General features: G+C 62.4%; 24 protein-coding genes. 17 read left to right on the top strand and 7 right to left on the bottom strand.

Annotated features, from left to right (window positions below):
* Positions 1 to 11 precede the first annotated feature (11 nt).
* The 3 genes from J3E64_RS09730 to J3E64_RS09720 are packed head-to-tail and all read left to right on the top strand — an operon-like array spanning position 12 to position 2,313.
* Entirely contained in the window at positions 12 to 986 is a 975-nt protein-coding gene (locus tag J3E64_RS09730) for a nitronate monooxygenase family protein (protein ID WP_253342549.1), read from the top strand.
* Between the two features lie 3 nt (positions 987 to 989).
* Positions 990 to 1,877, top strand: coding sequence for a crotonase/enoyl-CoA hydratase family protein (locus J3E64_RS09725; RefSeq protein WP_253342548.1), 888 nt, complete (start codon positions 990 to 992; stop codon positions 1,875 to 1,877).
* A 25-nt stretch (positions 1,878 to 1,902) separates the two neighbouring features.
* Complete coding sequence (locus J3E64_RS09720) at positions 1,903 to 2,313, top strand: nuclear transport factor 2 family protein (RefSeq protein WP_253342547.1); 411 nt, start codon at positions 1,903 to 1,905, stop codon at positions 2,311 to 2,313.
* A 16-nt stretch (positions 2,314 to 2,329) separates the two neighbouring features.
* Here J3E64_RS09720 and J3E64_RS09715 read toward each other — a convergent pair whose 3' ends face one another.
* Positions 2,330 to 2,542 carry an SDR family oxidoreductase gene (locus tag J3E64_RS09715; protein ID WP_253342546.1) on the bottom strand — a complete coding sequence of 71 codons (213 nt, stop codon included), beginning with the start codon at positions 2,540 to 2,542 and terminating at the stop codon, positions 2,330 to 2,332.
* 155 nt (positions 2,543 to 2,697) lie between these two features.
* Here J3E64_RS09715 and J3E64_RS09710 point away from each other — a divergent pair, with 155 nt between their 5' ends.
* Positions 2,698 to 3,198 carry a MarR family winged helix-turn-helix transcriptional regulator gene (locus tag J3E64_RS09710; RefSeq protein WP_253342545.1) on the top strand — a complete coding sequence of 167 codons (501 nt, stop codon included), beginning with the start codon at positions 2,698 to 2,700 and terminating at the stop codon, positions 3,196 to 3,198.
* Positions 3,161 to 3,679, top strand: a complete 519-nt coding sequence (locus tag J3E64_RS09705; protein WP_253342544.1) for a hypothetical protein — start codon at positions 3,161 to 3,163, stop codon at positions 3,677 to 3,679. Before J3E64_RS09710 ends, J3E64_RS09705 begins: the two co-directional genes overlap by 38 nt.
* A 101-nt stretch (positions 3,680 to 3,780) precedes the next feature.
* Here the strand turns inward: J3E64_RS09705 and J3E64_RS09700 are convergent, their stop codons facing one another.
* Positions 3,781 to 4,650 (bottom strand): AraC family transcriptional regulator, encoded by an 870-nt coding sequence (locus J3E64_RS09700; RefSeq protein ID WP_253342543.1) that lies wholly within the window; start codon positions 4,648 to 4,650, stop codon positions 3,781 to 3,783.
* Between the two features lie 130 nt (positions 4,651 to 4,780).
* On the opposite strand from J3E64_RS09700, the gene J3E64_RS09695 reads away from it, so the two are divergent.
* The 7 genes from J3E64_RS09695 (at position 4,781) to J3E64_RS09665 (ending at position 12,990) form a co-directional block, all read left to right on the top strand.
* Positions 4,781 to 5,740, top strand: coding sequence for an SDR family NAD(P)-dependent oxidoreductase (locus J3E64_RS09695; RefSeq protein WP_253342542.1), 960 nt, complete (start codon positions 4,781 to 4,783; stop codon positions 5,738 to 5,740).
* The gene (locus tag J3E64_RS09690; RefSeq protein WP_253342541.1) at positions 5,737 to 7,458 is read left to right on the top strand and encodes a methylmalonyl-CoA mutase family protein; all 1,722 of its coding nucleotides are present in this window, start codon (positions 5,737 to 5,739) and stop codon (positions 7,456 to 7,458) included. The genes J3E64_RS09695 and J3E64_RS09690 overlap by 4 nt, the downstream gene beginning before the upstream one ends.
* A 10-nt stretch (positions 7,459 to 7,468) precedes the next feature.
* Positions 7,469 to 7,888 carry a cobalamin B12-binding domain-containing protein gene (locus J3E64_RS09685; protein ID WP_253342539.1) on the top strand — a complete coding sequence of 140 codons (420 nt, stop codon included), beginning with the start codon at positions 7,469 to 7,471 and terminating at the stop codon, positions 7,886 to 7,888.
* A complete protein-coding gene (gene meaB / locus J3E64_RS09680; protein WP_253342537.1) occupies positions 7,888 to 8,847 on the top strand; it encodes a methylmalonyl Co-A mutase-associated GTPase MeaB in 960 nt (319 codons plus the stop codon). The genes J3E64_RS09685 and meaB overlap by 1 nt, the downstream gene beginning before the upstream one ends.
* Positions 8,844 to 9,443, top strand: coding sequence for an EthD family reductase (locus J3E64_RS09675; RefSeq protein ID WP_253342532.1), 600 nt, complete (start codon positions 8,844 to 8,846; stop codon positions 9,441 to 9,443). Before meaB ends, J3E64_RS09675 begins: the two co-directional genes overlap by 4 nt.
* 191 nt (positions 9,444 to 9,634) lie before the next feature.
* On the top strand, positions 9,635 to 12,034 hold the full coding sequence (locus tag J3E64_RS09670; RefSeq protein WP_253342530.1) for a TonB-dependent receptor: 2,400 nt from the start codon (positions 9,635 to 9,637) through the stop codon (positions 12,032 to 12,034).
* A 161-nt stretch (positions 12,035 to 12,195) separates the two neighbouring features.
* Positions 12,196 to 12,990, top strand: a complete 795-nt coding sequence (locus J3E64_RS09665) for an SDR family NAD(P)-dependent oxidoreductase (protein WP_367398617.1) — start codon at positions 12,196 to 12,198, stop codon at positions 12,988 to 12,990.
* On the opposite strand, the gene J3E64_RS09660 is transcribed toward J3E64_RS09665, so the two are convergent.
* The 3 genes from J3E64_RS09660 to J3E64_RS09650 form a co-directional block, all read right to left on the bottom strand.
* On the bottom strand, positions 12,948 to 13,307 hold the full coding sequence (locus J3E64_RS09660; protein ID WP_253342526.1) for a hypothetical protein: 360 nt from the start codon (positions 13,305 to 13,307) through the stop codon (positions 12,948 to 12,950). The two genes, J3E64_RS09665 and J3E64_RS09660, sit on opposite strands and share 43 nt — an antisense overlap.
* A gap of 34 nt (positions 13,308 to 13,341) precedes the next feature.
* Positions 13,342 to 13,563 carry a TonB-dependent receptor gene (locus tag J3E64_RS09655; RefSeq protein WP_253342524.1) on the bottom strand — a complete coding sequence of 74 codons (222 nt, stop codon included), beginning with the start codon at positions 13,561 to 13,563 and terminating at the stop codon, positions 13,342 to 13,344.
* Positions 13,564 to 13,670: 107 nt separating this feature from the next.
* Positions 13,671 to 14,711, bottom strand: a complete 1,041-nt coding sequence (locus J3E64_RS09650) for a helix-turn-helix transcriptional regulator (RefSeq protein ID WP_253342522.1) — start codon at positions 14,709 to 14,711, stop codon at positions 13,671 to 13,673.
* Between the two features lie 92 nt (positions 14,712 to 14,803).
* On the opposite strand from J3E64_RS09650, the gene cysD reads away from it, so the two are divergent.
* The 4 genes from cysD to J3E64_RS09630 all read left to right on the top strand — a co-directional run bounded on the left by cysD (position 14,804) and on the right by J3E64_RS09630 (position 19,344).
* On the top strand, positions 14,804 to 15,748 hold the full coding sequence (gene cysD / locus J3E64_RS09645; protein WP_253342520.1) for a sulfate adenylyltransferase subunit CysD: 945 nt from the start codon (positions 14,804 to 14,806) through the stop codon (positions 15,746 to 15,748).
* Entirely contained in the window at positions 15,748 to 17,667 is a 1,920-nt protein-coding gene (gene cysN, locus J3E64_RS09640) for a sulfate adenylyltransferase subunit CysN (RefSeq protein ID WP_253342518.1), read from the top strand. The genes cysD and cysN overlap by 1 nt, the downstream gene beginning before the upstream one ends.
* Positions 17,664 to 18,389 carry a 3'(2'),5'-bisphosphate nucleotidase CysQ gene (locus J3E64_RS09635; protein WP_253342516.1) on the top strand — a complete coding sequence of 242 codons (726 nt, stop codon included), beginning with the start codon at positions 17,664 to 17,666 and terminating at the stop codon, positions 18,387 to 18,389. The genes cysN and J3E64_RS09635 overlap by 4 nt, the downstream gene beginning before the upstream one ends.
* Before the next feature lie 130 nt (positions 18,390 to 18,519).
* The gene (locus J3E64_RS09630) at positions 18,520 to 19,344 is read left to right on the top strand and encodes a hypothetical protein (protein ID WP_253342514.1); all 825 of its coding nucleotides are present in this window, start codon (positions 18,520 to 18,522) and stop codon (positions 19,342 to 19,344) included.
* Positions 19,345 to 19,424: 80 nt separating this feature from the next.
* On the opposite strand, the gene J3E64_RS09625 is transcribed toward J3E64_RS09630, so the two are convergent.
* Both J3E64_RS09625 and J3E64_RS09620 read right to left on the bottom strand, forming a co-directional pair.
* A complete protein-coding gene (locus J3E64_RS09625; RefSeq protein ID WP_253342512.1) occupies positions 19,425 to 20,789 on the bottom strand; it encodes an ATP-binding protein in 1,365 nt (454 codons plus the stop codon).
* Positions 20,786 to 21,511 carry a response regulator transcription factor gene (locus J3E64_RS09620; protein ID WP_253342510.1) on the bottom strand — a complete coding sequence of 242 codons (726 nt, stop codon included), beginning with the start codon at positions 21,509 to 21,511 and terminating at the stop codon, positions 20,786 to 20,788. Before J3E64_RS09620 ends, J3E64_RS09625 begins: the two co-directional genes overlap by 4 nt.
* Before the next feature lie 409 nt (positions 21,512 to 21,920).
* On the opposite strand from J3E64_RS09620, the gene J3E64_RS09615 reads away from it, so the two are divergent.
* Positions 21,921 to 23,003 (top strand): efflux RND transporter periplasmic adaptor subunit, encoded by a 1,083-nt coding sequence (locus J3E64_RS09615; protein WP_253342695.1) that lies wholly within the window; start codon positions 21,921 to 21,923, stop codon positions 23,001 to 23,003.
* Positions 23,004 to 23,012 lie beyond the last annotated feature (9 nt).

Genomic DNA, 23,012 nt, shown 5'->3' with positions numbered 1-23,012 from the left:
AGGGAGCAGCAATGAAGACGCGTATTACGGATCTGACGGGCACGCGCTATCCGATCATCCAGGGGGGCATGCAATGGGTCGGTCGCGCGGAACTGGCCTCCGCTGTGTCCAACGCCGGCGGCCTTGGCATCCTGACCGCTCTGACACAGCCCACGCCAGAGGCGCTCGCGGCCGAAATCTCCCGCTGCCGGACCATGACCGACAAGCCGTTCGGCGTGAACCTCACCATCCTGCCGACCGCGCAGCCCGTACCCTATGACGCCTATGTCGAAGTGATCGCGGCGTCGGGTGTCGGCATCGTGGAAACGGCCGGCCGCAGCCCCGCCGAATTCATCGCACGCTTCAAGGAAGCCGGGATGAAGATCGTCCACAAATGCACAGCCGTGCGTCACGCGCTTTCGGCCCAGCGCGCCGGCGTCGACGCCGTGTCGATCGACGGCTTCGAAGCGGCGGGACATCCGGGTGAGGACGATATTCCTGGCCTTGTTCTCATTCCTGCCGCGGCGCGCGCGTTGGACATTCCGATATTGGCGGCCGGCGGCATGGCCAGCGGCCGGTCGATGGCCGCCGCGCTGTCGCTGGGCGCAGAAGGCATCACCATGGGAACACGCTTCATGCTGACGCAGGAAGCCCCGATCCATGACTCGATAAAGCAGGCTGTCGTGCAGGGCAGCGAACGCGATACCCGCCTCATCTTTCGGGGATTCCGCAATACCGCCCGCGTATTCCGTAATGCCGTGTCGGAAGAGGTGGTGACGATCGAACAGCAGCCAGGCGCCAAGTTTGAGGACATAAAAGCGCTGGTCGCGGGCGTGCGGGGCCGGGCGGCATTGGAAAACGGAGATGTCGACGGCGGCCTGGTCTGGGCCGGTTTGGGCATAGGCCTGATGGACGATGTGCCCAGTTGCGCGGAACTTATCGATCGCATCGTGGCCGAATGCCGGGAATCGCTGGCACGCGCTGCCGGCCTCGTTTCGGAGAATTGACCGATGGACTACACGACGATCCGCTATGATGTGGAAGAGGACGGTTTGCTCCTCCTGACGCTCAATCGGCCTGACAAGCTCAATGCCTTCACCGTCGAAATGTGCGGGGAACTGATCGACGCCTATAATCGGGCGAGCATGGACGATGCGGTCCGTGTGATCGTGGTGACGGGCGAGGGCCGGGCTTTCTGCGCCGGCATGGATCTGTCTGTCGGTGGCAACGTCTTCGGGCTGGACGAAGCCATGGCGCCGACAATGGATGATCTGCGAACGGCGCCGGACGACCCGGCCGTGCTGAAGGGCGTGCGCGACACCGGTGGGCGGGTCACCCTGGCCATGTATAATTGCCGCAAGCCGATCGTCGGCGCGGTTAACGGCGTGGCCGTGGGTATCGGTTCGACCATGCTGCTGCCGATGGATTTCCGCTTCGCTTCGGAAAAGGCGCGCTTCGGTTTCGTCTTCGGGCGGCTGGGCATCACGATGGAGGCCTGCTCCTCCTTCTTCCTGCCCCGTATCGTGGGCGTTGAGCAGGCATTGGAATGGGCCTACAAGGCCGACATATTTGACGCCATTGAAGCCCAGGAGAAGGGTCTGGTGCGTGCCGTCCTGCCGGCCGATGCCCTGCTGGACGAGGCCAAGGCCTTCGCCCGGTCACTGGTGAAGGACCGTTCGCCCGTGTCGATCGCGCTGATCCGTCAGATGATCAACCGCAACGGTGCCCAGGCGACGCCTTGGGAGGCGCACCTGACCGAATCGCTGGCGGTTTTCTACACAAGCATGGCCGATGGCCGCGAAGGCGTGCGCGCCTTCAATGAAAAGCGCCCGGCGCAGTTCACGGGCAAAGCATCGCAGATGCCGCCCTTTTTCCCTTGGTATGACGAACATCAATAACGAAGAAAGACAGGATATGGTCACGTTGGAAGACAAGATCGCGATCGGTGAACTGATCGCGCGTTTCGCCCATTGCTCGGACTATTGCGACTGGGACGCGCTCGCGACGCTCTACACGCCTGACGTCGAAACCGAAATGGAAGGCATCCCCCTGCGGTTCCGCGGCATCGACGAGCAGATCGAACATGCAAAGGTGTCCGAGCAGCAGACCGAAGGCAAGAACCGCCACTATAATTATAATCTCTTCGTCACGGAGGAGAATGGCGAGGTTCAGGCCAATTATATGTTCACCAACGTCAATGCCGGCCATCAACCGATGGCGGCAAAGATTGTCGTGTCGGGCAGGATGCGCGACACCGTGGTCAAAACGGACGGGGAATGGAAAATCGCCCGCCGCTTCGTACGCTTCGATCAGGACGTGAACGTCTCGGCCTGATCCTGCGGCGCAGCGCCTAGAGGGAGGTCCTGCCGCCATCGATCGGCAGGATCGCGCCGGTTAGCGGGGAGGCGTTGTCGGAAACGAGGAAGAGGGCGGTTTTCGCCACTTCCTCGACGCCCTGCGTCATCTTCACGACGTCGGGCGGAACGGTATCGAAATTCATGCGGGCCGCATGGCGTGCAAACTGAAAGGCCGCCTCGTCGCGCGCAATGGCGTGTCCCGGCATCCTGCCCTCCCATATACTTGTATAATACATGCTATACCTTTGTCTAATCGCTTTAGATGCATCATACAACTAATTATCGGAGGGCGGCTGCTTGCATCGATCGCCGCCGCGGCTAAGCGGGAATGGCAGTGACAGGGCAGGGCGAAGAGGATCATGTGACCGGAAAACCCACGACAGCGGCGGCGCGTATTGCCAAGGCAATCGTCGATCTACGGCGCAACCCGTATAACCGGGCGATTCAACGCTCGATCTACTCGGTCGGCGATCATGAACTCACGCCTGTCCAGGTCGACATATTGGAAACTGTCATGGCTGATCCGGGTCAGCGCATGAATGAACTGGCACAGGCGCTGGGGGTCAATGCCTCGACCGTCAGCCGAACGATATTGCCGCTGGTGGAACTTGGCCTGATCGCCCGGCAGACCGGCGAGAATGACCGGCGTCATACGCGCCTCTTCCCCACCGAGGCCGGGCAAAGACAGGCCGCAACGATTGCGGATGCACGGCGCGCCATGATGCATGCCGTACAGGGGCATTTCGCGCCGCAGGATCTGGAACGTTTTGCCGATCTGCTGGAACATTATGTCGCCGCCATAACTGCCGAAGGCATGGCAATGATTGAAGACAGCGAGGGCACGAAAACGCGCATGGCTTAAATCGGGAGAAATTAGCTTTTATAATCATTATGTTGCTTTGGCCGATTGGCAAAATATCTCAGACGACCAGCGTCGATCCACCTTCGCGTGTGTGTTCTTCAGGGCTGAACGATTGCATTTTTTGCAACTATCGATGTCTTTATTGCTGTGCTGCAGCATGATACCAGCGGGGCATCCAGTTTCAAAAGGGGATGTATCCATGAAGTTTACCTATGCTGTGGCCGCCGTTCTTTCCTTCACGCTTTCCACGGCTGCGATTGCCGGTGACGTTGCCGTGATCAAGGAGCGGGCGCTTGTTAAGACCACCGACGGGCGCAAGGTTGGCTTCATCGATCGCGTAATGAAGAATGCCGCGGGCGAACCGACCGCCGTGCAGATCATCTACAGCGGCCGCTTCGTCGTCATTCCTGTTGAAACGCTGTCGTCGGCGGAAAAGGGTCTGGTGACGACGCTGACCGCGAAGGAAGTCAACCGCCTGTAAGGTTGTGTGGACGGCGCCTTGGCGCTTGATATCCAGATAAGGGGGGCCGGTCACATGACCGGCCCCTTTTTTGTTCTGCAGGACCGGTTGCTGTTGCCGGCCTACCGCATCAACGCTCGCCAGACGCCGGGCGAACGCCCGGTTTCGCGACGAAAGGCGGTCGCAAAGGACGGCGCACCGGCATATCCCAATATCTTCGCTATTTCATCGATCGGATGGTCACCTTCGACGAGCAAGGTCTTGGCCCGTTCGATAAGTCTGCGCCGAATTGCTGCGCCCGGGCCAACCCCCGTGGACTGGGTGAAACAGCGGATGAAATGATGGCGGCTAAGGCCGCAGTGATCAGCGATTGCATCGATTTGGGGGGGTGGCCCGTCCGCGTCGATCATGGCCAGTGCCCGGCGCAACGCCCGGGCGGACAGGCCGCCGCTGCGCCGCCTGCCGCGCGCCGCTGCGCTCTGCAAATACCGGGCAAGGTCGAGAAGGATGAGCGTGACAAGCGCTTCCACCATGGCGATAGCATCCGATTCGCAATGATCCAGTTCGCTCGCAAGCCGCAGCATCGCTTCCTCGATCGGGTGGGACCGCAGATCGAGGCAGGCGGCCAGCAGCGCGTCGTCGAATTTCGCGCCCTCCAGCGCCGGGGCGATTCGGGCGGGTTCGAAACGGATTCGGATAGTGTCGAACGCCCCGGGCCCGACATGGATTTCCAGCGGTATGCCGGCAGGCCGTAGCGCCAGGGCGCCAAACCGCAAAAAGGGCCGACGTGGATCGCCTGCGATGCGGCCTTCCGATCCAGACAGAAGGCGCGAAAGTCCGAGCATGAGAACAGCCTGCGGCTCAACGAAATTGAGTGTCTCCTCCCGCACTTCGGGATAGGTGCAAAGTTCCACGACCGCACCGTTCAGCGTGACCGCCGCGCGGACGAGATCCTCACGCGCCCTGGCCTGCCGGATGGAAATCGCATTCATGGCGCGATCTTATCCGATAATGCGATTTCTTGCCAGAATGTGTCACAATCGCGCGTGCCGATCATGGCCGGGCTTGAGCGGCGGGAATTTGCCGGATTAGGTTCACCTATTAGGTGGAGGATGCTGATCCATGAGCATGGAAGGCGAAATTGTGCAGGAACCCACGGCGGACGTGATGCTCGCCGGGCATGATCTTTCAGGAAAACGCGCAATCGTAACGGGCGCCTCGTCCGGCGTGGGCGTCGCGATCGCCGGCGCGCTCGCGGGCGCGGGCGCCGCCGTGACGCTGGCTGTTCGCGACACGGAGGCTGGGCGATCGGTCGCCAGCGCCATTGCGCTGACGCGCGACGTGGAGGCACCGGAAGTCCACGCTATCGATTTACTCTCGATGGCGTCGGTGCGCGCGTTTGTCCGCGATTGGGGTGATCGTCCGCTCGACCTGTTGATCAATAATGCCGGGCTGATGGGTCCGCCGCTCACCCGCACCGCGGACGGCTTCGAAAGCCAGATGGCGGTCAATTATTTTGGACCTTTCCTGCTCTCGGAACTGCTTTTGCCTAACCTGAAAGCTGCTGCCGACCCGCGCGTCGTCGTCGTTTCCTCCGGGTCGCACCATCTCGCCGAACTGCGGATCGACGACCTCAACTATCTGGATCGCCCGTATGACAAGTTCGAGGCCTATGGCCATGCCAAGCTCTGCGCCAATCTGCTGGCGGTCGAATATAGCCGCCGGCACGCCGGGGACGGAGTGACCATGAATGTCGCGACGCCGGGCGGCGTGGCAACCAATCTCGGTCGCCATGTGACCTTTGAGGACGCGGTGCGCCTGGGCTGGATCAACGAGGACGGCTCCTTGCCGCAAGGCCGGATGCGCACGCCTGAGGAAGGCGCCGCCAGTCCTATTTGGGCGGCGGTCGCACCCGAACTGGCCGGACGCGGCGGTCTGTATATCGAGGATTGCGCCATTGCCCCCGTCTGGACACCCCCGACGCCGTCGGGATGGGGTGTGACACGCGCGTCCCTGGATCCTGAATCTGCCCGCCTCCTGTGGGATGCGGCGTGGCCCCTGCTTGAGGAGAGTGCGACATGAACCGACCGATCGGACCCATGGTCAGCGAAAGCGAGCATATCGCGGGCGAAGCTGAACGCTGGGAACGCGAAACGCGCGGGCCGGCACTCGAAGGACGCAAGGAACGCCGGGAAGCGTTCGAGACGCAAGCGCTCAAATGGCCGATCAAGCCGCTTTACACGCCTGCGGACCTTGACGCGGTCGGTTTCGATTACGGTGCCGACCTCGGTTTCCCCGGGGAATATCCATACACGCGCTCGACCCGGCCCAACGGGCACCGGACGGATTTCTGGACGATGACCCAGGTCACTGGTTTCGGCAAGGGCGAGGACTGGGCGAAGCGTGCGCGCTACATGCTGGATCAGGGCCTGTCCGGCCTGATCCTGGAATATGATCTGGCGACCACCAACGGCTATGACAGCGACGATCCGATTGTGGAAGGCGAAGTGGGCCGTGCCGGTATGGCGCTCGACAGCCTGGAGGATCTGGAAAAGGCCTTCGACCTGCCGTTCGACAAGCTGAAATATCTGATGAGCGTGTGCAACGCGCCGCAGCCGGTCAATCTGGCCATGATCATCGCAGCGCTGGAGAAGAAAGGTATCGATCCAGCGGATTTCGTGCTGCACATCGTCAATGGCATTTTGATCGAATATACGTGTGTCGGCCGCTATATATATCCGCCTGAGCATGGATTGCGCATCGCGACAGACTGCATCGAATATATCATTCGCAACCACCCCAACTGGGCGCCGATCTCGATCATTTCTGCCCAGTTGCAGCCCGCCAAGGCGAACCCGGTGCAGGAGATCGCCTACTCGCTAGCCATCGCCTGCGCGCACATTGATGCGGTACTGGAACGCGGTCTGACAATAGACGAAGTTGCCCCTTATATCAATCACTTCGTCGTCAACGTCGACATGGATTTTTTCGAAGGCGTGTGCAAGCTGCGGGCATTCCGCAAATGCTGGGCTCGCTTGATGAAGGAGCGTTATGGCGCCACGTCTGACGCCTCCCTCAAAATTCGGATGATGACGTCGCCGACGACCATTGCGCTTACCCTGCAACAACCGCTCAACAACATTGCCCGGCTCGGGATCATGGCGACGGCGTGCGCGCTGGGCGGGGCGGGGGAAGCGATGACCACACCGCTCTATGATGAGGCGCATGCGCTGCCGGCGGAAAACGCCATTCGCGTCGGCGCAGCCATCCAGCATATCGTGGCATATGAGACCGGGGTCGCTGAAACCATCGATCCGCTGGCGGGCAGCTATTATGTCGAAACGCTGACAAAGCAGATGGAAGAAGCCGCCTTCGCCGAACTGGACAAGGTCTTCGCCATGGGTGGCGCGGTCAAGGCGATCGAGGGCGGATATATCCAGCGGGCGCTGGGTCGCGAGCAATATGAACGCAACAAGGATATCGAGGAAGGTCGGCGCAAATGGGTCGGCGTCAATCATCTGACCCGCGCCCAGGAAAAACGGGAGATAGAGATTTTCCGTCTCGACGATTCGATGGAGGAGGAACAAGTGCGCAAGGTGCGCGATCTGCGCGCGCGGCGCGACCAGGCCGCGGTCGACGCGGCGCTGGACAATGTGCGGGACGCCGCCCGAACGGGCGCCAATCTGGTGCCGCCGTGCCTGGAAGCAGTAAAAGCCTACGCCACGCACGGTGAACTCTGCAACGCCATGCGCGATATATTCGGCGTGCACAGCGCCGACAGCCAACTCATGGGAATTTGAGGACATGACTATGAACAAGCGTCCTTTGCGCGTTCTGCTTGCGAAGCTGGGCATGGACACCCACACCGTTGGCGTCACGATCATCGGCCACGCCCTGCGCGAGGCAGGGATGGAAGTGATATTCACGGGACTGAAGCAGACGCCGGAAATGGTCTGCGCGGCGGCCGTTCAGGAAGACGTCGACGTGGTCGGCATTTCCACCCTTTCGGCGGGTCATACGCGCAGCCTGCCCCGCCTCGCACGATTGCTGCGCGAGGCGGGAGCGGAGGACAAGCTGCTGGTCGCGGGAGGCGTCATCCCCGAGGAAGACCGGGCGGTGCTTGAGGAAGCGGGCGTCGACCGTATTTTTACCATGGGGTCGGATACGCGCGACATCGTCGCCTATCTCGACCAGTGGTGGGCGGAACGTCAGGCCGAGGAAGCGGCCTGATGGGGCAGGATGCCGGCGATGTCGCGCGGCGGCTTCTGACCGGCGAGATTGCCGCGGGCGCGCGGGCCATACGCTGGCTGGACGATCGCGACCCGCGCGGACCGGCCCTACTTGCCGCCGTCTATCCGCATACCGGCCGCGCCCAGATTGTCGGTATCACCGGACCGCCCGGCGCCGGTAAGTCGACCCTGACCGACATGCTCGTCGCCGAATGGCGGTCGCGCGGGATGCGCGTCGCGGTGCTGGCGGTCGATCCCTCCAGCCCGTTTACAGGGGGCGCCATTCTGGGCGACAGGGTGCGCATGGCCCGCCACGCGCTGGACCCCGGCGTTTTCATCCGCTCGCTCGGCACGCGTGGACAGGCGGGCGGGCTGTCCCGCTCGACCCATGACGCCGCGCTGGTGTTTGATGCGATGGGCTATGACATCGTCGTGGTCGAAACGGTGGGCGTGGGACAGGACGAGATCGATGTCGTGAACCTGGCCCATACCACCATCATCGTCGCGGTGCCCGGACTGGGCGACGAAATCCAGGCAGTGAAGGCAGGTATCATGGAGGCTGGTGACATCTTCGTTGTCAACAAAGCCGACCGGGACGGTTATGACGCGACCCGGCGCCAGATGGAAATGATGCTGCACCTACGGGCCCAGTCGCGACCGGCGCAGCCCGAAACGCCGGTGCTGCGATCGGTTGCAGCGCGGGGCGAGGGCGGGGCAGAGATTGTCGAGGCGATTGCCGCGCATCGCACCCGGTTGGAAGGGGCAGGCGATTTCGCACGCCGCAACGGCCTTCGTGCGCGGGCGCAAGTCATCAACCTGGTCAAAGACGCGCTGACGGCGCGCGCGCTGGAGCTGGGGGGCGATGCGATCTTCGATGCCGTCGACGCGCGCCGGATCGATCCGCACGGTGCCGCCGAGCATCTTCTCAGGCAACTGGACGAAAGAATAATTGCAGCATGACCAAATCCGTCTGCGCCCTCGTGCACAAACCCGGCAGCACACGCGCGGCCTTTCAGCGCTATTATGAAGACAATCATGCGCCTCTGGCAGTCGGCCTTTTCCCCTTCTCTGGCTATGCCCGCAACCACTTGGTCGATGCAGTCGATTTCGGATGGGATACGATCAGCGAGTTCTGGGCCGAGGACATCGTGGCGGCCGCCGCGCTAATGGACGGGCCGATCGGGGACCGCATGCGGGCCGACGAGGAACGGTTCATGGACCGTTCGCGCATCAGGGCGGCGGGCGCGGAAGAGATCATCCTGTCGACTGGGCAACGGGTCGATTCCCAGCAGCGGCGCACGGCCCTGTTGATCGACGGTGAGAGAGAGCGGGAGAATGTGCGCCTGCAGGCGAGACGCTTCGCCCAACAGCTTGCCGAACAATCATCGGGCGTCTCGATCGACATGGTTCAGGCCTGGGAAGGAGCGGCCTTCCCCGCAACTGCCATCATCTGGGTGCCAGGCTGGCCGGCCGGGACCGACACCTATCCGTCGTTCGTGACACAAGCTCTGAAACTCGTGCGACACGCGACCCCATTTGCGCAGCTTTCAGGATGAATATCTACGCAATCGTGCAGATTTCGCGATTGACGTGATGAACATATCGGGACAATAGAACGAAATCGGACGCAAATGCTTGTCGGGCGCCGCCGGGGCGCCCCTTTATGACAGGCAAATGTGCATTGCCTCGCTATGAGCGGGGAACGAATCGCCCGATCAAAGGGGTGAGGGCGGCATGGGAGGATGTTATGAAATCGTTGCTTTTTGCTGGCGTTGCCGGCGTGTCCATGACTTTCGCGACCGTTGCCAGCGCGCAGGACGCAGCACCGCAAGGGGAAGCGCAGACCGGGCTTAGCGACATTGTCGTCACCGCGCGGCGCTCTGCCGAGACGCTCCAGAATGTGCCGGTCGCCGTGACCGCGCTTGGCGGCGACTTTATCGAGCGCCAGAATATCTCGAACGCTGCCGACGTGCCCAAATTTGCGCCGAACCTGACGATCGAACAACAGCCGTCCAGCCTCTCGGCGGCTACGGTGTTCATTCGCGGCATCGGCAACAACGAACCGTCCGCCGTGTCTGAACAGGGCGTCGGCATCTATCTCGACGGCGTCTATCTTGCGCGTGCGGCCGGCGCCGTGTTCGACCTGATCGATCTGGAACGGATCGAGGTGTTGCGCGGTCCGCAGGGCACGCTGTTTGGCCGCAACACGATCGGTGGCGCGCTTCAGCTCGTGTCCAAAAAGCCTGCCAATGACTTCGGTGTGACCGCAAAGGCGGGCTATGGCCGTTTCAACGACTGGTATGTGCGCGGCCGCGTCGACACCGGTTACATCCTGGGTGATGTGATCAAGGCATCGATTGCCGCCCAGCACAAGCAGGCGGACGGCTATGTCGACAATACCCTGACGGCATCGTCGAAGGATCCCGGGTCGATCAACGCGACCTCCTTCGCCCTGGGGCTTGAAGGCGATTTCGGCGATGTCACCGTCAATTATAATTTCGACTACGACACCCGTCGGGGCACACCTGCCTTCTTCCAGATCGTCGCCGCGACGCCGCTGGCCCAGAGCTATTACTCGCAATCCCCCAGCTATGGCGGCGACCCGTTCCTGGTTGATCCTGTGCGGCAGGGCACCGCGCAGCAGGCCGGCTTCACGGACCGCGACGGCGATTATCGTTATGGCAGCAAGACGCGGGTTCAGGGTCACGCGCTGACCATCAGCTATGATCCCATACCCGAACTGACGATCAAGTCGATCACCGGCTATCGCAAATTCTTCCAGGACACGATCCTGAACCTGTCGGGCAACGGCGTGCTGTTGGGCAAGGTCATCGATTTCACCTCGCCGACACTAACCTCGGTGCAGCGGGTCAACCCCTATGCCGGCAACAACGCACCGCAGAAGCAATGGCAATTCAGCCAAGAATTGCAGGCGCTCGGCAAGGTCGGAGACATTAATTACCTGCTGGGCATGTATTATTTCAAGGAAAAATCTTCTGAGGATAATCGCCAGGCGCTGACGCTGGTTCTGCCGGTCGCCTATCTCTCTCCCGCGCTCCAGTCGCTCGGGTTCCCGGCGGCAACGGCCGACATGCTCGGCGGCGCGATCCCTGCCCTCAATCCCGGTCTCGATACCGTCGGCTTCAATGTCAACCCGAACCAAGCCTTCGGGGGCACATCCCAGTCGATGGCGGTGTTCGGGCAGGCCAGCTGGCGTCCCTCGGCGCTGGACGACAAGTTCGAACTGACCCTGGGTGGCCGCTTCACTGCGGATGACAAGACCATCTACCTCGCGGGCGATGTGTTCCCGGTTCAGCGCGGCCGCAAGAGCTTCGAGAATTTCTCCTACCTCGTGTCAGCCGCCTACGAGGTCGTGGACGACGTGTTGCTCTACGGCCGTCTGTCGACCGGCTACCGCTCGGGCGGGCTCAATCCGCGCGCCAATGTGATCAACAGCTTCGACCCGGAAAAGGCCAAGGCTTATGAGATCGGCCTGAAGTCGCAGTTCCTGGACAATCGCGTGCGTTTGAACCTGGCCGGCTACATGACCGACTATACCAATCTGCAGATCCAGCAATTCGCCGCTGGCAGCGGTGGCGCCACCTCGCTGATCGTCAATGCGGGCAAGGTCCGCCTGTCGGGCTTCGAGGCGGAACTGACAGCCGCGCCCTTTGCCGGTTTCCAGATCGACGGTTCGGTTGGTTATGTGAAGACCAAGTACAAGGAATTTCTCTTCCGCGATCCGGCGACGAATGACATTCTGGATGTCGCGGACAAGGCCAAGCCGGTTTACTCCCCGAAGTGGACCGTTCACCTTGGTGCCGAATATGCCTATCCGATCGGAGACATGACTGTCCGCTTGCGCGGCGACTATTCGCACCGCACGAGCTTTTACGTCAATGCGCTCGACAATACCGCGCCGTTCAACGAATTGCTGGTCTCGCCCAATTCGACCAATGTGAAGGCACGGCTTTCGGTCGAGGACATCCAACTGGGCGGCGGCACACTTGACGTGGGTTTCTGGGGCGACAATCTGCTCAACCAGAAGCGTCTCTCGTACGGCATCGACTTCGGGTCGCTGGGCTTCGCCGGCGCGACCTTCAGCAAGCCGATTTCTTACGGCGTGGACGCTCGGATCAAATTCTGACGAAAGGGCCGGCCGGGTTCTGCCCGGCCGGCCTCTACCTGGCGCAGGCTATGCCGCCGCCGGTTCCGCGCCTCTGGAGAAGCGGCCTCTGCTGTTGGCGAAAAGGTCCGGCGATATAAGCTATCGGCCTTTCATAAGCATCGCGCCGTGATTGCTCGCCGGTGCGCAGGGGGGGGGCAAATATGGATCATATCCAAGGCAGGGATCTTGCCGGCAAGGTTGCCTTGATCGCAGGCGGCGGCGGCATAGGTGCGGCGGTCGCGCGGCGGCTGGCGGCCGAAGGGTGCCGCGTCGTTCTGGGAGACAAGGACGGGGACGGGGCCGAACGCGATGCCGGGGCTATTCGTGCCGATGGCGGTGAATGCATGGCCGTCGCCTATGACCAATCGGACGAAGCATCCGTTGCCGCGCTGGTGCAAAAGACGGTAGACGGTGTGGGGGCGCCCGATTTCGCCTTCGTTAACGCCATGGATATGGCGGCGGTGGAATATGACACCGATCTGCTGGACATCGACATGGGCGTGTTCGACCAGACCTTGGCCGTCGGTCTGCGCGGTTCGGTGCTCGTCGCCCGCGCCGTCATGCCCTATCTCGCGGCCCGGCGCGGCGCGATCGTCTTCACCAGTTCGGACGCCGCGCATTTCGGCGAGCCGTGTCGGTTCGCCTATGCCATGACCAAGTCGGCGGTTAACGCGCTGATGCGGCATATCGCCAGCCGTTGGGGGCCGCAGGGCGTGCGTGCGAACGCCATCCTGCCGGGGATAGTGATGATCCCGCGCATGGCCGAGAAAATGGATGAAGCAATTCAGAGCCGATTGGTGGCAGGAAGCCGCAGTACGCGCCTGGGCCGCGGCGAGGACATTGCGGCCATGGTGGCAATGCTGTTTTCGAAGGATGGGGAATGGGTGAACGGTCAGACCATTTCCGTCAACGGGGGCGGCACGATGCGCCCCTGACAGGAGCCCTCGTCAGTGCCAGGTGACGCCGGGCGATTGACCTTGATGTCCGTGCCGAAACGACGCGGCGTGCCATAGACATTGCCCGCAAAGCCAAGGGCGCCGAAGTCCACGCCCTGGACGCGATAGGCCTTGTCCGTCAGATTCTCGCCCCAGAGTGACAATTGACCCTTCGCATCGCCCAGCGGAATGTCGGCGATAACGATATTGGCGCTGAGCAGGCCGTATCCCGAATCGGCGATCCGGTCATTGAACGGGTTGAGGTTGGACAGGTTGTTGGTGTGGAACCAGCGTCGGCTTCGCCAGCTATAATCCACCCGGACCGACGGCGTGATCCCGTTGGGCCAAAAACTATACTGGGCCGCTGCGCGGGTGGACCAGGCCGGCTACCGGCGCCAGGATCGTTTCCAGTTCGAATCCCTTGAGCATGGCGTTGGCGTTGCGGGTAAAGCCCGCGCCGCCGCCGCCTGCGGACTCGGTATATTGCGTCACCTGCATGTTGGAATAGTAGGTATGGAAAGTGGGAAGGTTGGTTCGCAGCTCGCCGTCGAGCCAGTCGCTCTTGACACGCAATCTCTATAAAAGACCGATAATATATCTTATGTTAAATAACTTTCCGACGGGTCGGTGCCAGGACCCATTGCCGCACTCAGAACATGACGGGCGAACTGGCCGAGCACTCAGCCCAGCACGCTGACACCTCCCAGAAGCAGCCGCACCAGATCGGCCTGCCCGCGCGTTCCTGTCTTCGCGTAGATGCGTTTCGAGTAGTTCCGGGCCGTTTCCGGTGTCAGCGACAGTGCATCGGCCGCCTGCACGATGCTGTCTCCCTCCGCAATACGCGCCGCCAAAAGGGCTTCGCTCCGCGTCAGCCCAAATAGCTCCTTCAGATACTGTCCGTCTTTCATCACAGATTCGCGAATCTTGCGGATCAGCAGCTGGTAGCGCGCTGTCGGCATATGCCGACCTGCATCCTCCGTCGGTTCGGTGACCACCATCTGCAACGGCGGGTCGATGTCGAGCCAGGCCGCCCGGGGAAGATTTCGGGAGTCCGCCATGGCTGCTTCCAGCGCGGACTGGGCGTCTTGCCCCACGCAATGGAGACGGCCATCGCTTCCGACCAGCAGCGCCTGCCTTTCTTCGATCATCGTCCTTGCGATCATGCTCGTTTCCAGCACACGGCCCTGACCATCCAGAAGAATCCAGCCGGTGGCCATGTCCGCAAGGATGTGATCGAGCATCGTTGATTTCAGCCGCTGGCGGAGCAACGCGTCATATATGCGGAAAGCGACATGCATATGCGGCGCAAGGTTGAGCAAAAGAGCCGCATCGCCCGCCTGGAATTCGTCCTGCGCAATATAGGCGGACAATATGACTTCGCGGCCTTGTCCATGCCCGATCATCATGTGTCGGCCATCGCCGTCTTCGCGGATATCGGGTGATCCCTCCCCGACCATTTCGGCCTGACGATAAATGCGACTTGGCCGCATCGTGTCGAACGCCGCCAGTGCCTCGATATTGCCCATGCCTGTCGATTTGCGCGACTTTGCCAATTCGATGGGTGACCATCCGCCCGTGTTCCGCCTTGCCCACAAGCAACAGCAGTCTGCTTCGATCCGCGCGCGCAATCGTTCCAGGAACAAGGCCCAGGGCCGATCTTCGACCACCCCGCCGTGCAGCGCCGTCAGCAATTCATTCTCGTCCGTGCGCGCCAGGCTCATAAATACTCCCATATGGGAGTTATTTTAGCCGAACAAGCCGCTAACTCGGTTGTCCAGACAGCAGAAGCCGTGAGAAGGGAGAGTTTCAGCTTATGACGACATTGACCAGCCCCGGGGAGCTGGGCGCAGCCCGCCTGACGCATTTGCAGAGGCTGGAAGCCGAAAGCATCCAGATCATGCGAGAGGTTGTCGCAGAGGCAGAAAAGCCGGTGATGCTCTATTCCGTCGGCAAGGACTCCGCGGTCATGCTGCATCTGGCGAAGAAGGCCTTTTATCCCTCGCCGCCGCCCTTCCCGCTCCTTCATGTCGATACGACCTGGAAATTCCGCGACATGTATGCCCTGCGCGACAAGGCCGCGAACGACGCGGGCATGGAATTGCTGGTCTACCACAATCCGGAAGCGCAGGAGAAAGGGATCAATCCGTTCGACCACGGTCCGCTTCACACCGACATGTGGAAAACCGAAGGTCTGAAGCAGGCGCTTGATCTTTATGGCTTTGATGCGGCGTTCGGAGGCGCGCGGCGCGACGAGGAAAAGAGCCGTGCCAAGGAGCGCATCTTTTCCTTCCGTACCGCCTCGCACCGCTGGGACCCCAAGGCTCAGCGCCCCGAATTGTGGCATCTCTACAATGCGCGCAAGGCGAAGGGCGAATCGATGCGCGTCTTCCCGATCTCCAACTGGACCGAGCTGGACATCTGGCAATATCTGCACCTCGAAAATATCGACATCGTGCCGCTCTATTTCTCGGCGCCGCGCCCGACCTATATACGCGACGGGCAGCTTTTCATGGCCGACGACCTGGAACGCCTGGAAAAGGTGCTGGGTGAGTTGCCCGAAATTACCGAGCGTTCGGTGCGGTTCCGGACCCTTGGCTGCTGGCCGCTGACCGGCGCTGTGGAATCCGAAGCCCGGACCCTGCCGGAGGTGATTCAGGAAATGCTGCTGACGACCACCAGCGAACGCCAGGGCCGCGTGATCGACAAGGATGGCGGCGACGCCAGCATGGAGAAAAAGAAGCAGGAGGGGTATTTCTGATGAGCGAGACCACCGCAGTCAGCGATCCGATTTACAAGACCGACGCCCTTATCGCAGAGGACATCGACAAATATCTGGAAGTTCACCAGCACAAGACGATGCTGCGCTTCATCACGTGCGGGTCGGTGGATGACGGCAAGTCCACACTGATCGGGCGTCTGCTCTACGACAGCAAGATGATCTTCGAGGATCAGCTGGCTGCGCTGGAAGCCGACAGCAAGCGCGTTGGCACGCAAGGGCAGGAGATCGACTTCGCCCTGCTGGTCGACGGCCTTGCCGCCGAACGTGAACAGGGTATTACGATCGACGTTGCCTACCGCTTCTTCGCGACCGAAAAGCGCAAGTTCATCGTCGCCGATACGCCCGGTCACGAACAATATACCCGCAACATGGTGACCGGCGCCTCGACCGCCGACCTCGCGGTGATCCTGATCGATGCGCGCAAGGGCGTACTGGTCCAGACGCGGCGGCACAGCTATCTGGCGCATCTGATCGGCATCAAGAATATCGTGCTGGCCATCAACAAGATGGATCTGGTCGACTATGATCAGGCGGTCTACGACCGTATCGTTGCCGAATATACCGAATTTGCGAAGTCGATCGGCATCGACAGTTTCACCCCCATGCCGATTTCCGGCTTCAAGGGCGACAACATCACGGGAGCGTCGGCCAATACCCCCTGGTATACCGGCCCCGCGCTCATGGAGCATCTCGAAACCGTCGAGGTCGACAGCACCGCTGACGCAGCCAAGCCGTTCCGCATGCCGGTACAGTGGGTCAACCGCCCCAATCTCGACTTTCGCGGCTTTTCCGGCCAGGTTGCGACCGGGACGGTGCGTCCGGGCGACAAGATCCGCGTGCTGCCTTCGGGCCGGAACAGCACGATCAGCCGTATCGTTACGCTCGATGGCGATCTGGACGAGGCGGTGGCCGGACAGTCCGTGACCCTTTGCTTCGAGGACGAGATCGACTGTTCGCGCGGCGACGTCATTTCGACGGCGGACGAGCCGGTGCTGGCTGCGGACCAGTTCGAAGCGACGATCGTCTGGATGGCGGACGACGAAATGCTGCCCGGCCGGCCCTATTGGCTGAAGATCGGCGCGCAAACCGTTACCGCGACCATTCAGCAGCCCAAATATCAGGTCAACGTCAACACGATGGAGCATCTGGCGGCCAAGACGCTGGACCTCAATGCCATCGGTGTCGCCAATCTGGTGACCGACCGTCCCGTACCGTTCGAGGCCTATGCGCAGAACCGGGATCTTGGCGGGTTCATCCTGATCGACAAGATGACCAACGCCACGGTGGCGGCAGGCATGATCCACTTCTCGCTCCGCCGCGCCGACAACGTTCATTGGCAGGCGACCGATGTGACGCGCGAGAGCCATGCCGGCATGAAGAACCAGAAGCCCGCGGTCCTGTGGCTGACCGGGCTGTCGGGCGCGGGCAAGTCGACGATCGCGAACATCGTCGAAAAGAAGCTGGCCCGCATGAACCGCCACACCTTCCTGCTCGACGGCGACAATGTGCGTCACGGCCTGAACAAGGATCTGGGCTTCACCGATGCCGATCGTGTGGAAAATATCCGGCGTGTCGGCGAGGTAGCGAAGCTCATGACCGACGCCGGCCTGATCGTCATTACCGCGTTCATCTCGCCCTTCCGGGCCGAACGCGACATGGTGCGCCAGATGATGCAGCCCGGTGAATTCTTCGAGGTTCATATCGACACGCCCTTGGCCGAGGCCGAAAAGCGGGACGTGAAGGGCCTGTACAAGAAGGCACGCTCGGGTGCTCTGAAGAACTTCACGGGTATCGACAGTCCCTATGAACCGCCGGTGGACCCTGAAATCTGTATCGACACCACGGTAATGAGTGCCGACGAAGCGGCCGACGAGATCATCAAGAGGTTGATCCCGTGAGCCGGAGCGACGCGGAACTCGCGGCCCATCTGGCCGAACAGGCAGGCAGGATTCTGCTTCAGGTAAGGGCGTCGGGCATGTTCGGGGGCAAATCCCTGGGCAAGGCCGGCGACCAGACCGCCAATCAATTCCTTTGTCACGCCCTGCGCGAGCAGCGGCCCGAGGACGGATTGCTGTCCGAGGAGGAGAAGGACAGCGCCGAACGGCTGGAAAAGTCGCGCGTCTGGATTATCGATCCGGTCGACGGCACGCGCGAATATGGCGAGGAACGGACCGACTGGGCCGTCCATGTGGCGCTGGCCGTCGACGGCGCGCCGGTCATTGGCGCGGTGGCGCTGCCGGGCATGGACCTTGTGCTGCGGACGGATGAACCGGCGCCGGTTCCGCCGGCACCGGACACGCTGCGCATGGTGGTTTCCCGTACCCGCCCCGCCGCGGAAGCCGTGCGCGTGGCGGAACAGATCGGCGCCGAATTGGTCGGCATGGGCTCCGCCGGCGCGAAGGCGATGGCGATCATCCGGGGCGAAGTCGACATCTATCTCCACACCGGCGGGCAATATGAATGGGACAGTTGCGCGCCCGCGGCCGTGGCTTTGGCCCATGGCCTTCATGTCAGCCGCATCGACGGATCGCCGATGATCTACAATCAGAAGGACGTATACATGCCCGACCTGCTGATCTGTCGGAAGGAACATGCGGAACTGGTGCTGAACGCGCTTTAAGTTATCATGCCGGTCGGGCGGAGATCGCGGTCAGGCATCGCGCCTCCGCCCGCGCCGGCGATGCATCGATCCGCCATTTTTCTGTAGCGTTCATGGCCTATCGCCCTGTCTTTCAGCAGGGAGAGACAATATGGGTCGGCGGACGATTTTCTTCTTTCTCCTGCTGTCGGCGTCGATGCCGGGCAGCGCGGCCATCGACGATCCCGTCGCGGGAGCGACCTTGCCACCGCCGCCACAGGTGGTGCGACGCATCGCGGCGCCAGAGGCCAATCAGGGCGCGGCATCGGACGGCGTCCATGTCTATGCGGTCGATAATGACCGGATCGGAAAATATCGCATATCGGACGGCAAGCGCATCGCCACCTGGCAAGGGGAGCGCCGTTTGTTCCCGCACATGAACAGTTGCACCGTGGTGGAACGATCACTGGTATGCGCTGCATCCAACTATCCCGCCGTGCCGCAGACCAGCGCCGTGGAGTTTTTCGACACGGCCACCTTGCGCCATGTCCGCAGCGTAAGCCTCGGCCTTGGTCCGGGATCGCTGACCGTGATGGACCGTCATGCCGGTAAATGGTGGGCGGTATTCGCCAATTATGAAGGTAAGGGCGGCGCGCCCGGCCGCGATTATCGCCAGACCCTGCTCGTGCGAATGGACGACCAGTTCCGTCAGGAGGCCGCCTGGATATTCCCGCCCCAGGTCCTGGCGCGTTTCGCACCGAAAAGTTGCTCGGGCCTGAGCTGGAGCAAGGATGGACGCCTTTTCGTGACGGGTCATGACCGGCCGGAAATATACGAACTCGCCCTGCCCAAGGCTGGATCGACGCTGGAATTCGTCCGTGCCATCGGCTTCGCCTCGCCCGGCCAGGCGATCGACTGGGACCCGTCGAAACCGGGTCTTCTATGGTCGATCGACCGGTCGCGCGGTGAGATGATCGCAAGCGCCGTTTCGAAATAGCGTCCTATGAAATGTCTGCCGGGCGAAAAATCCTGTAATTAAGCCCTGCTTCGGCCTTCTTGCCGTGACGCCCGAGCCGTTCAGCCCTTCATTTCGATGCTGGCGATCAGTCCGCCGCCGTCCGCGTTGCGCAGCCGCACCGACGCCTCGAAACTCATCGCCAGCGACCGTGCGATAGTCAGGCCGATGCCCGTGCCGTGCCGTCCGCCCGGCTGGCCGCTTGCCCCTCGGGTAAACGGCTCGAACATCTGGTCCAGTTCGGCCGCGGGAATGCCCGGGCCATGGTCGCGCACCTGGATGACCAGCCGGCTGCCATGGCGTGCGCAACCGAGATCGGCCGACCCGCCATATTTCACGGCATTGTCGACCAGATTGCCGATGCAGCGCGTCAACGCATTGGGCTTGACCCGCGCCGTGGCGCCGCACCCCCGGATGTAACGCACGGGCGCCCCCAGTTCCTGCGCATCTTCCGCCATGCTGGCGAGCAGGGAATCTACGTCCAGCAAAGACCAATCCTCGCGCGACTCCGTGCTGCTGGCCAAGTCCAGCCCCTCGCGCACCAGCGTCTGCATCGCCTGATGATCGGCGAGCAACCGCTCTTTGAGCTCAGGGTTGTCGACCAGTTCGAGCCGCAGCCGCATGCGGGTAAGCGGTGTCTGGAGATCGTGGCTGATCGCCGCCAGCAATTGTGTGCGCTCGGCGAATCCGGCTCGCGCCCGCCGCTGCATCAGGTTGAACGTGGTCAGCGCGGCGCGGACCTCCGTAGGTCCATGTTCGGGAATCTCCTCAGGGTCGAGCGAAACGGAAAACGCCTCGGCCGCCGCCGCCATGCGCCGTAACGGCTTGGCCACGAGCCGTGCCACTAGGATAGCGAGGCAGGCCGACGCCGTGATGATAACCAGCAGGTAGAGCGGGTTGAACAGCGTGCTGGGCGGCTTGGCCATGCGCGGAAATGTGAGTGCCACGGCGCGGCGCACGCCCCGCCCATCCGTGAAGCGCACGACCCAGCAGTCCGGGCGGGGTGCGCCGACCAGGCCCGCCGCGATTTCCTGCCGGCTTTCGTTAGGAAAGCAAAGGCCGATGGGCAACTGTCCTGCTTCCGGCCTGGATCCGGGCCCGAAACGTTCGGCCAGAATGGCTTCCAGATCGGCGTCGGGATCGCTGATCGATATGCCGTCCGGCGCGGACGACGCGCCGATGATAGCCTGATCGGCGATCATGGCCTCGATCCGTCGGGGATCGCGACGAATTCGATCGGCAATATCTACCGCGCTCGCCACGACGCGCTGTCGGCGGACGCGCTCATAATCGTGGTGTCGGTTCCGTTCCGCGACCAGCAGCGCGATGATCGCAGCGACCGACATGCCCAGCGTCAGGATGACGAAAATATGCCCCGCCATCGACCTGAAAAAGGCGCGTATGCGCGCGACCGGCCGACCGATCATGAATAGACGACCTCGCTGGCCAGCACATAGCCTTCGCCGCGAACCGTCAGGATAAGTTCGTCGCCGCCGCGAACGGTGGCCAGTTTCTGACGCAGCCGGCTGATCTGAAGGTCTATCGTGCGGTCAAAAGCCGCGGTGGCGCGGCGTTCCGGCAACAGCGCTTCGCGCGCCAGCACGATATTGGGCTCATCGATGAACCGCGTCAGCAGGCGATATTCGGCGGACGAAAGCATCACCAGCCGGTCGTCGGGTGCTATCAGTCGACGTTGCACCAGATCCAGGCGCCACGGACCGATCGTTGCATAACGCCGCTGCTCGGGCCGCGGTACCGGGTCGGTGCGCACGCGCCGCAGAAGGTTGCGGATTCGCGCCAGCAGTTCGCGCGGCTCGAATGGCTTGGTCAGATAATCGTCGGCCCCCAATTCCAGACCCAGCACCCGGTCGATTGCGCTGCCGCGCGCCGTGACCATGATGATCTGGACCTCCACCCCCTCGGCCCGGAGTTCACGGCACAGTCCCAGCCCGTCCCCATCGGGCAGGTTCAGGTCCAGCACGATCAGGTCCACTGGTTCCCGTTCCAGCGTAGCGCGCAACTCCGAAAGGCTGCCCGCGCCCAGCAGGCGAAAATTTTCCTGGCTCAATTGGCCGACGATCAAGTCGCGAATATCCGCATCGTCGTCCACAACCAGGATCGTAGGGGGGCGGGAAAGGGAATCCGGCATGGTCGATCCTTAGCGTCATCGGACGGCAGAGTCTGCGGCCCGCGCTCGTTGATACGGGGTGATACAAAGCGATACCGTCCGCGGTACATGGCAACATGCCGACGACAGACGACAGCAAGTCGCACTATGACGCAACGCACAAAAAACCGATGACCAGCCGGCCGGCGTCCCTCAGCCGGTGCAACGCGGAGCCCTTGCAATGACCTCTCCAGCCGATGAGGCCGGAAAATCCAGACAGGCCGGAAACCGGGCTTGCGCACATCCCCTCCCCCCCTCCCCCGTGCGCGGGATCGATCGTCCAAACTGTCTGAATGGCATTGCAAGGGTCCGTAACGCGTCGGCGCCTGGTGCATGCCGCCTCGCGCCCACCTCCCCTCGCCCCCGCAGTCTTCGGGTCGCACCGGCTGCCCTGCTCCTGCTGCTGGCGGCATGCGGGCAGGAAAAGGCGCCCAAAACGGGTCCGGTGGAGGTGGGCGTGGTTACCCTGTCGACGCAGGACGTGACCATTTCATCCGAATTGCCCGGCCGTACCGTATCGGCGATGATGTCAGAAGTCCGGCCGCAGGTCGCGGGCATCATCCAGAAGCGGCTGTTCACGGAGGGCGCGACGGTCAGCGCAGGCCAGCCCCTCTATCAAATCGATCCGCGCCTCTATCGCGCGGCGCAGGCCGAAGCGTCGGCCGCGTTGGCGAGTGCCCAGGCAAGTGCCGTCGCCGCGCAGGCTAAGGCCCAGCGCTATCGGAGCCTGGGGCAGACGGAGGCGGTCAGCGCCCAGGATCGCGATGACGTGATCGCCGCCGCACGGCAGGCGCAGGCCGCGGTCGGCCAGGCTCGCGCCAGCCTCCAGACCAGCAACGTCAATCTGGAATTCACGCTAGTGCGCGCGCCGATCAGCGGCCGCATCGGCCGCAGCCTGTTCACACCGGGCGCGCTGGTCACCGCCAGCCAGAGCGATCCGCTGGTCACAATCCAGCAACTCGATCCGATCTACGTCGACATCACGCAATCTAGCGCGCAGCTGCTTGCGCTGCGCCGCTCGCTGGCGGCGGGCAAGACCTTGCCTGCAAGCGCCACGATCCGGCTGAAGCTGGACGATGGCAGCGACTATCCGCAGGCCGGCCGGATCGAATTTGCCGAGCCTATTGTCGATCCCAACAGCGGGACGGTGACGCTGCGCGCCCGGTTCCCCAATCCCGACGGGTTGCTCATGCCCGGCATGTTCGTGCGCGTGGTCGCGCCCCAATCGGTTGTGCCCGGTGCCGTGCTGGCGCCGCAGCAGGGAATAAGCCGCGACCCGAAAGGCGATGCCACCGCCCTTGTCGTGGGCAAGGACAACAAGGTCGAGCGGCGCGTCGTCACCGCCGCACAGGCGATCGGCGACAAATGGCTGATCACCAAAGGTCTGAAATCGGGCGATCGACTGGTCGTAGAGGGCACTGAAAAGGTAAAGCCCAAGGACGTCGTCAAGCCGGTCGCGACGGCGGCGAAGTAGGACCATTAT

This window comes from Sphingobium sp. OAS761, from assembly GCF_024168485.1.
Taxonomy (GTDB): domain Bacteria; phylum Pseudomonadota; class Alphaproteobacteria; order Sphingomonadales; family Sphingomonadaceae; genus Sphingobium.
The sequence above is the reverse complement of the archived record's forward strand: the minus strand, read 5'-3'. Positions and strand labels throughout refer to the sequence as shown.

Bases quoted from the DNA above. Each gene is read 5' to 3' on its own strand.
- J3E64_RS09730 (WP_253342549.1), top strand. From the start codon at position 12: ATGAAGACGCGTATTACGGATCTGACGGGCACGCGCTATCCGATCATC.
- J3E64_RS09725 (WP_253342548.1), top strand. From the start codon at position 990: ATGGACTACACGACGATCCGCTATGATGTGGAAGAGGACGGTTTGCTC.
- J3E64_RS09715 (WP_253342546.1), bottom strand. From the start codon at position 2,542: ATGCCGGGACACGCCATTGCGCGCGACGAGGCGGCCTTTCAGTTTGCA.
- J3E64_RS09700 (WP_253342543.1), bottom strand. From the start codon at position 4,650: ATGAATGCGATTTCCATCCGGCAGGCCAGGGCGCGTGAGGATCTCGTC.
- J3E64_RS09695 (WP_253342542.1), top strand. From the start codon at position 4,781: ATGAGCATGGAAGGCGAAATTGTGCAGGAACCCACGGCGGACGTGATG.
- J3E64_RS09690 (WP_253342541.1), top strand. From the start codon at position 5,737: ATGAACCGACCGATCGGACCCATGGTCAGCGAAAGCGAGCATATCGCG.
- J3E64_RS09685 (WP_253342539.1), top strand. From the start codon at position 7,469: ATGAACAAGCGTCCTTTGCGCGTTCTGCTTGCGAAGCTGGGCATGGAC.
- meaB (WP_253342537.1), top strand. From the start codon at position 7,888: ATGGGGCAGGATGCCGGCGATGTCGCGCGGCGGCTTCTGACCGGCGAG.
- J3E64_RS09675 (WP_253342532.1), top strand. From the start codon at position 8,844: ATGACCAAATCCGTCTGCGCCCTCGTGCACAAACCCGGCAGCACACGC.
- J3E64_RS09670 (WP_253342530.1), top strand. From the start codon at position 9,635: ATGAAATCGTTGCTTTTTGCTGGCGTTGCCGGCGTGTCCATGACTTTC.
- J3E64_RS09650 (WP_253342522.1), bottom strand. From the start codon at position 14,711: ATGAGCCTGGCGCGCACGGACGAGAATGAATTGCTGACGGCGCTGCAC.
- cysD (WP_253342520.1), top strand. From the start codon at position 14,804: ATGACGACATTGACCAGCCCCGGGGAGCTGGGCGCAGCCCGCCTGACG.
- cysN (WP_253342518.1), top strand. From the start codon at position 15,748: ATGAGCGAGACCACCGCAGTCAGCGATCCGATTTACAAGACCGACGCC.
- J3E64_RS09630 (WP_253342514.1), top strand. From the start codon at position 18,520: ATGGGTCGGCGGACGATTTTCTTCTTTCTCCTGCTGTCGGCGTCGATG.
- J3E64_RS09625 (WP_253342512.1), bottom strand. From the start codon at position 20,789: ATGATCGGTCGGCCGGTCGCGCGCATACGCGCCTTTTTCAGGTCGATG.
- J3E64_RS09620 (WP_253342510.1), bottom strand. From the start codon at position 21,511: ATGCCGGATTCCCTTTCCCGCCCCCCTACGATCCTGGTTGTGGACGAC.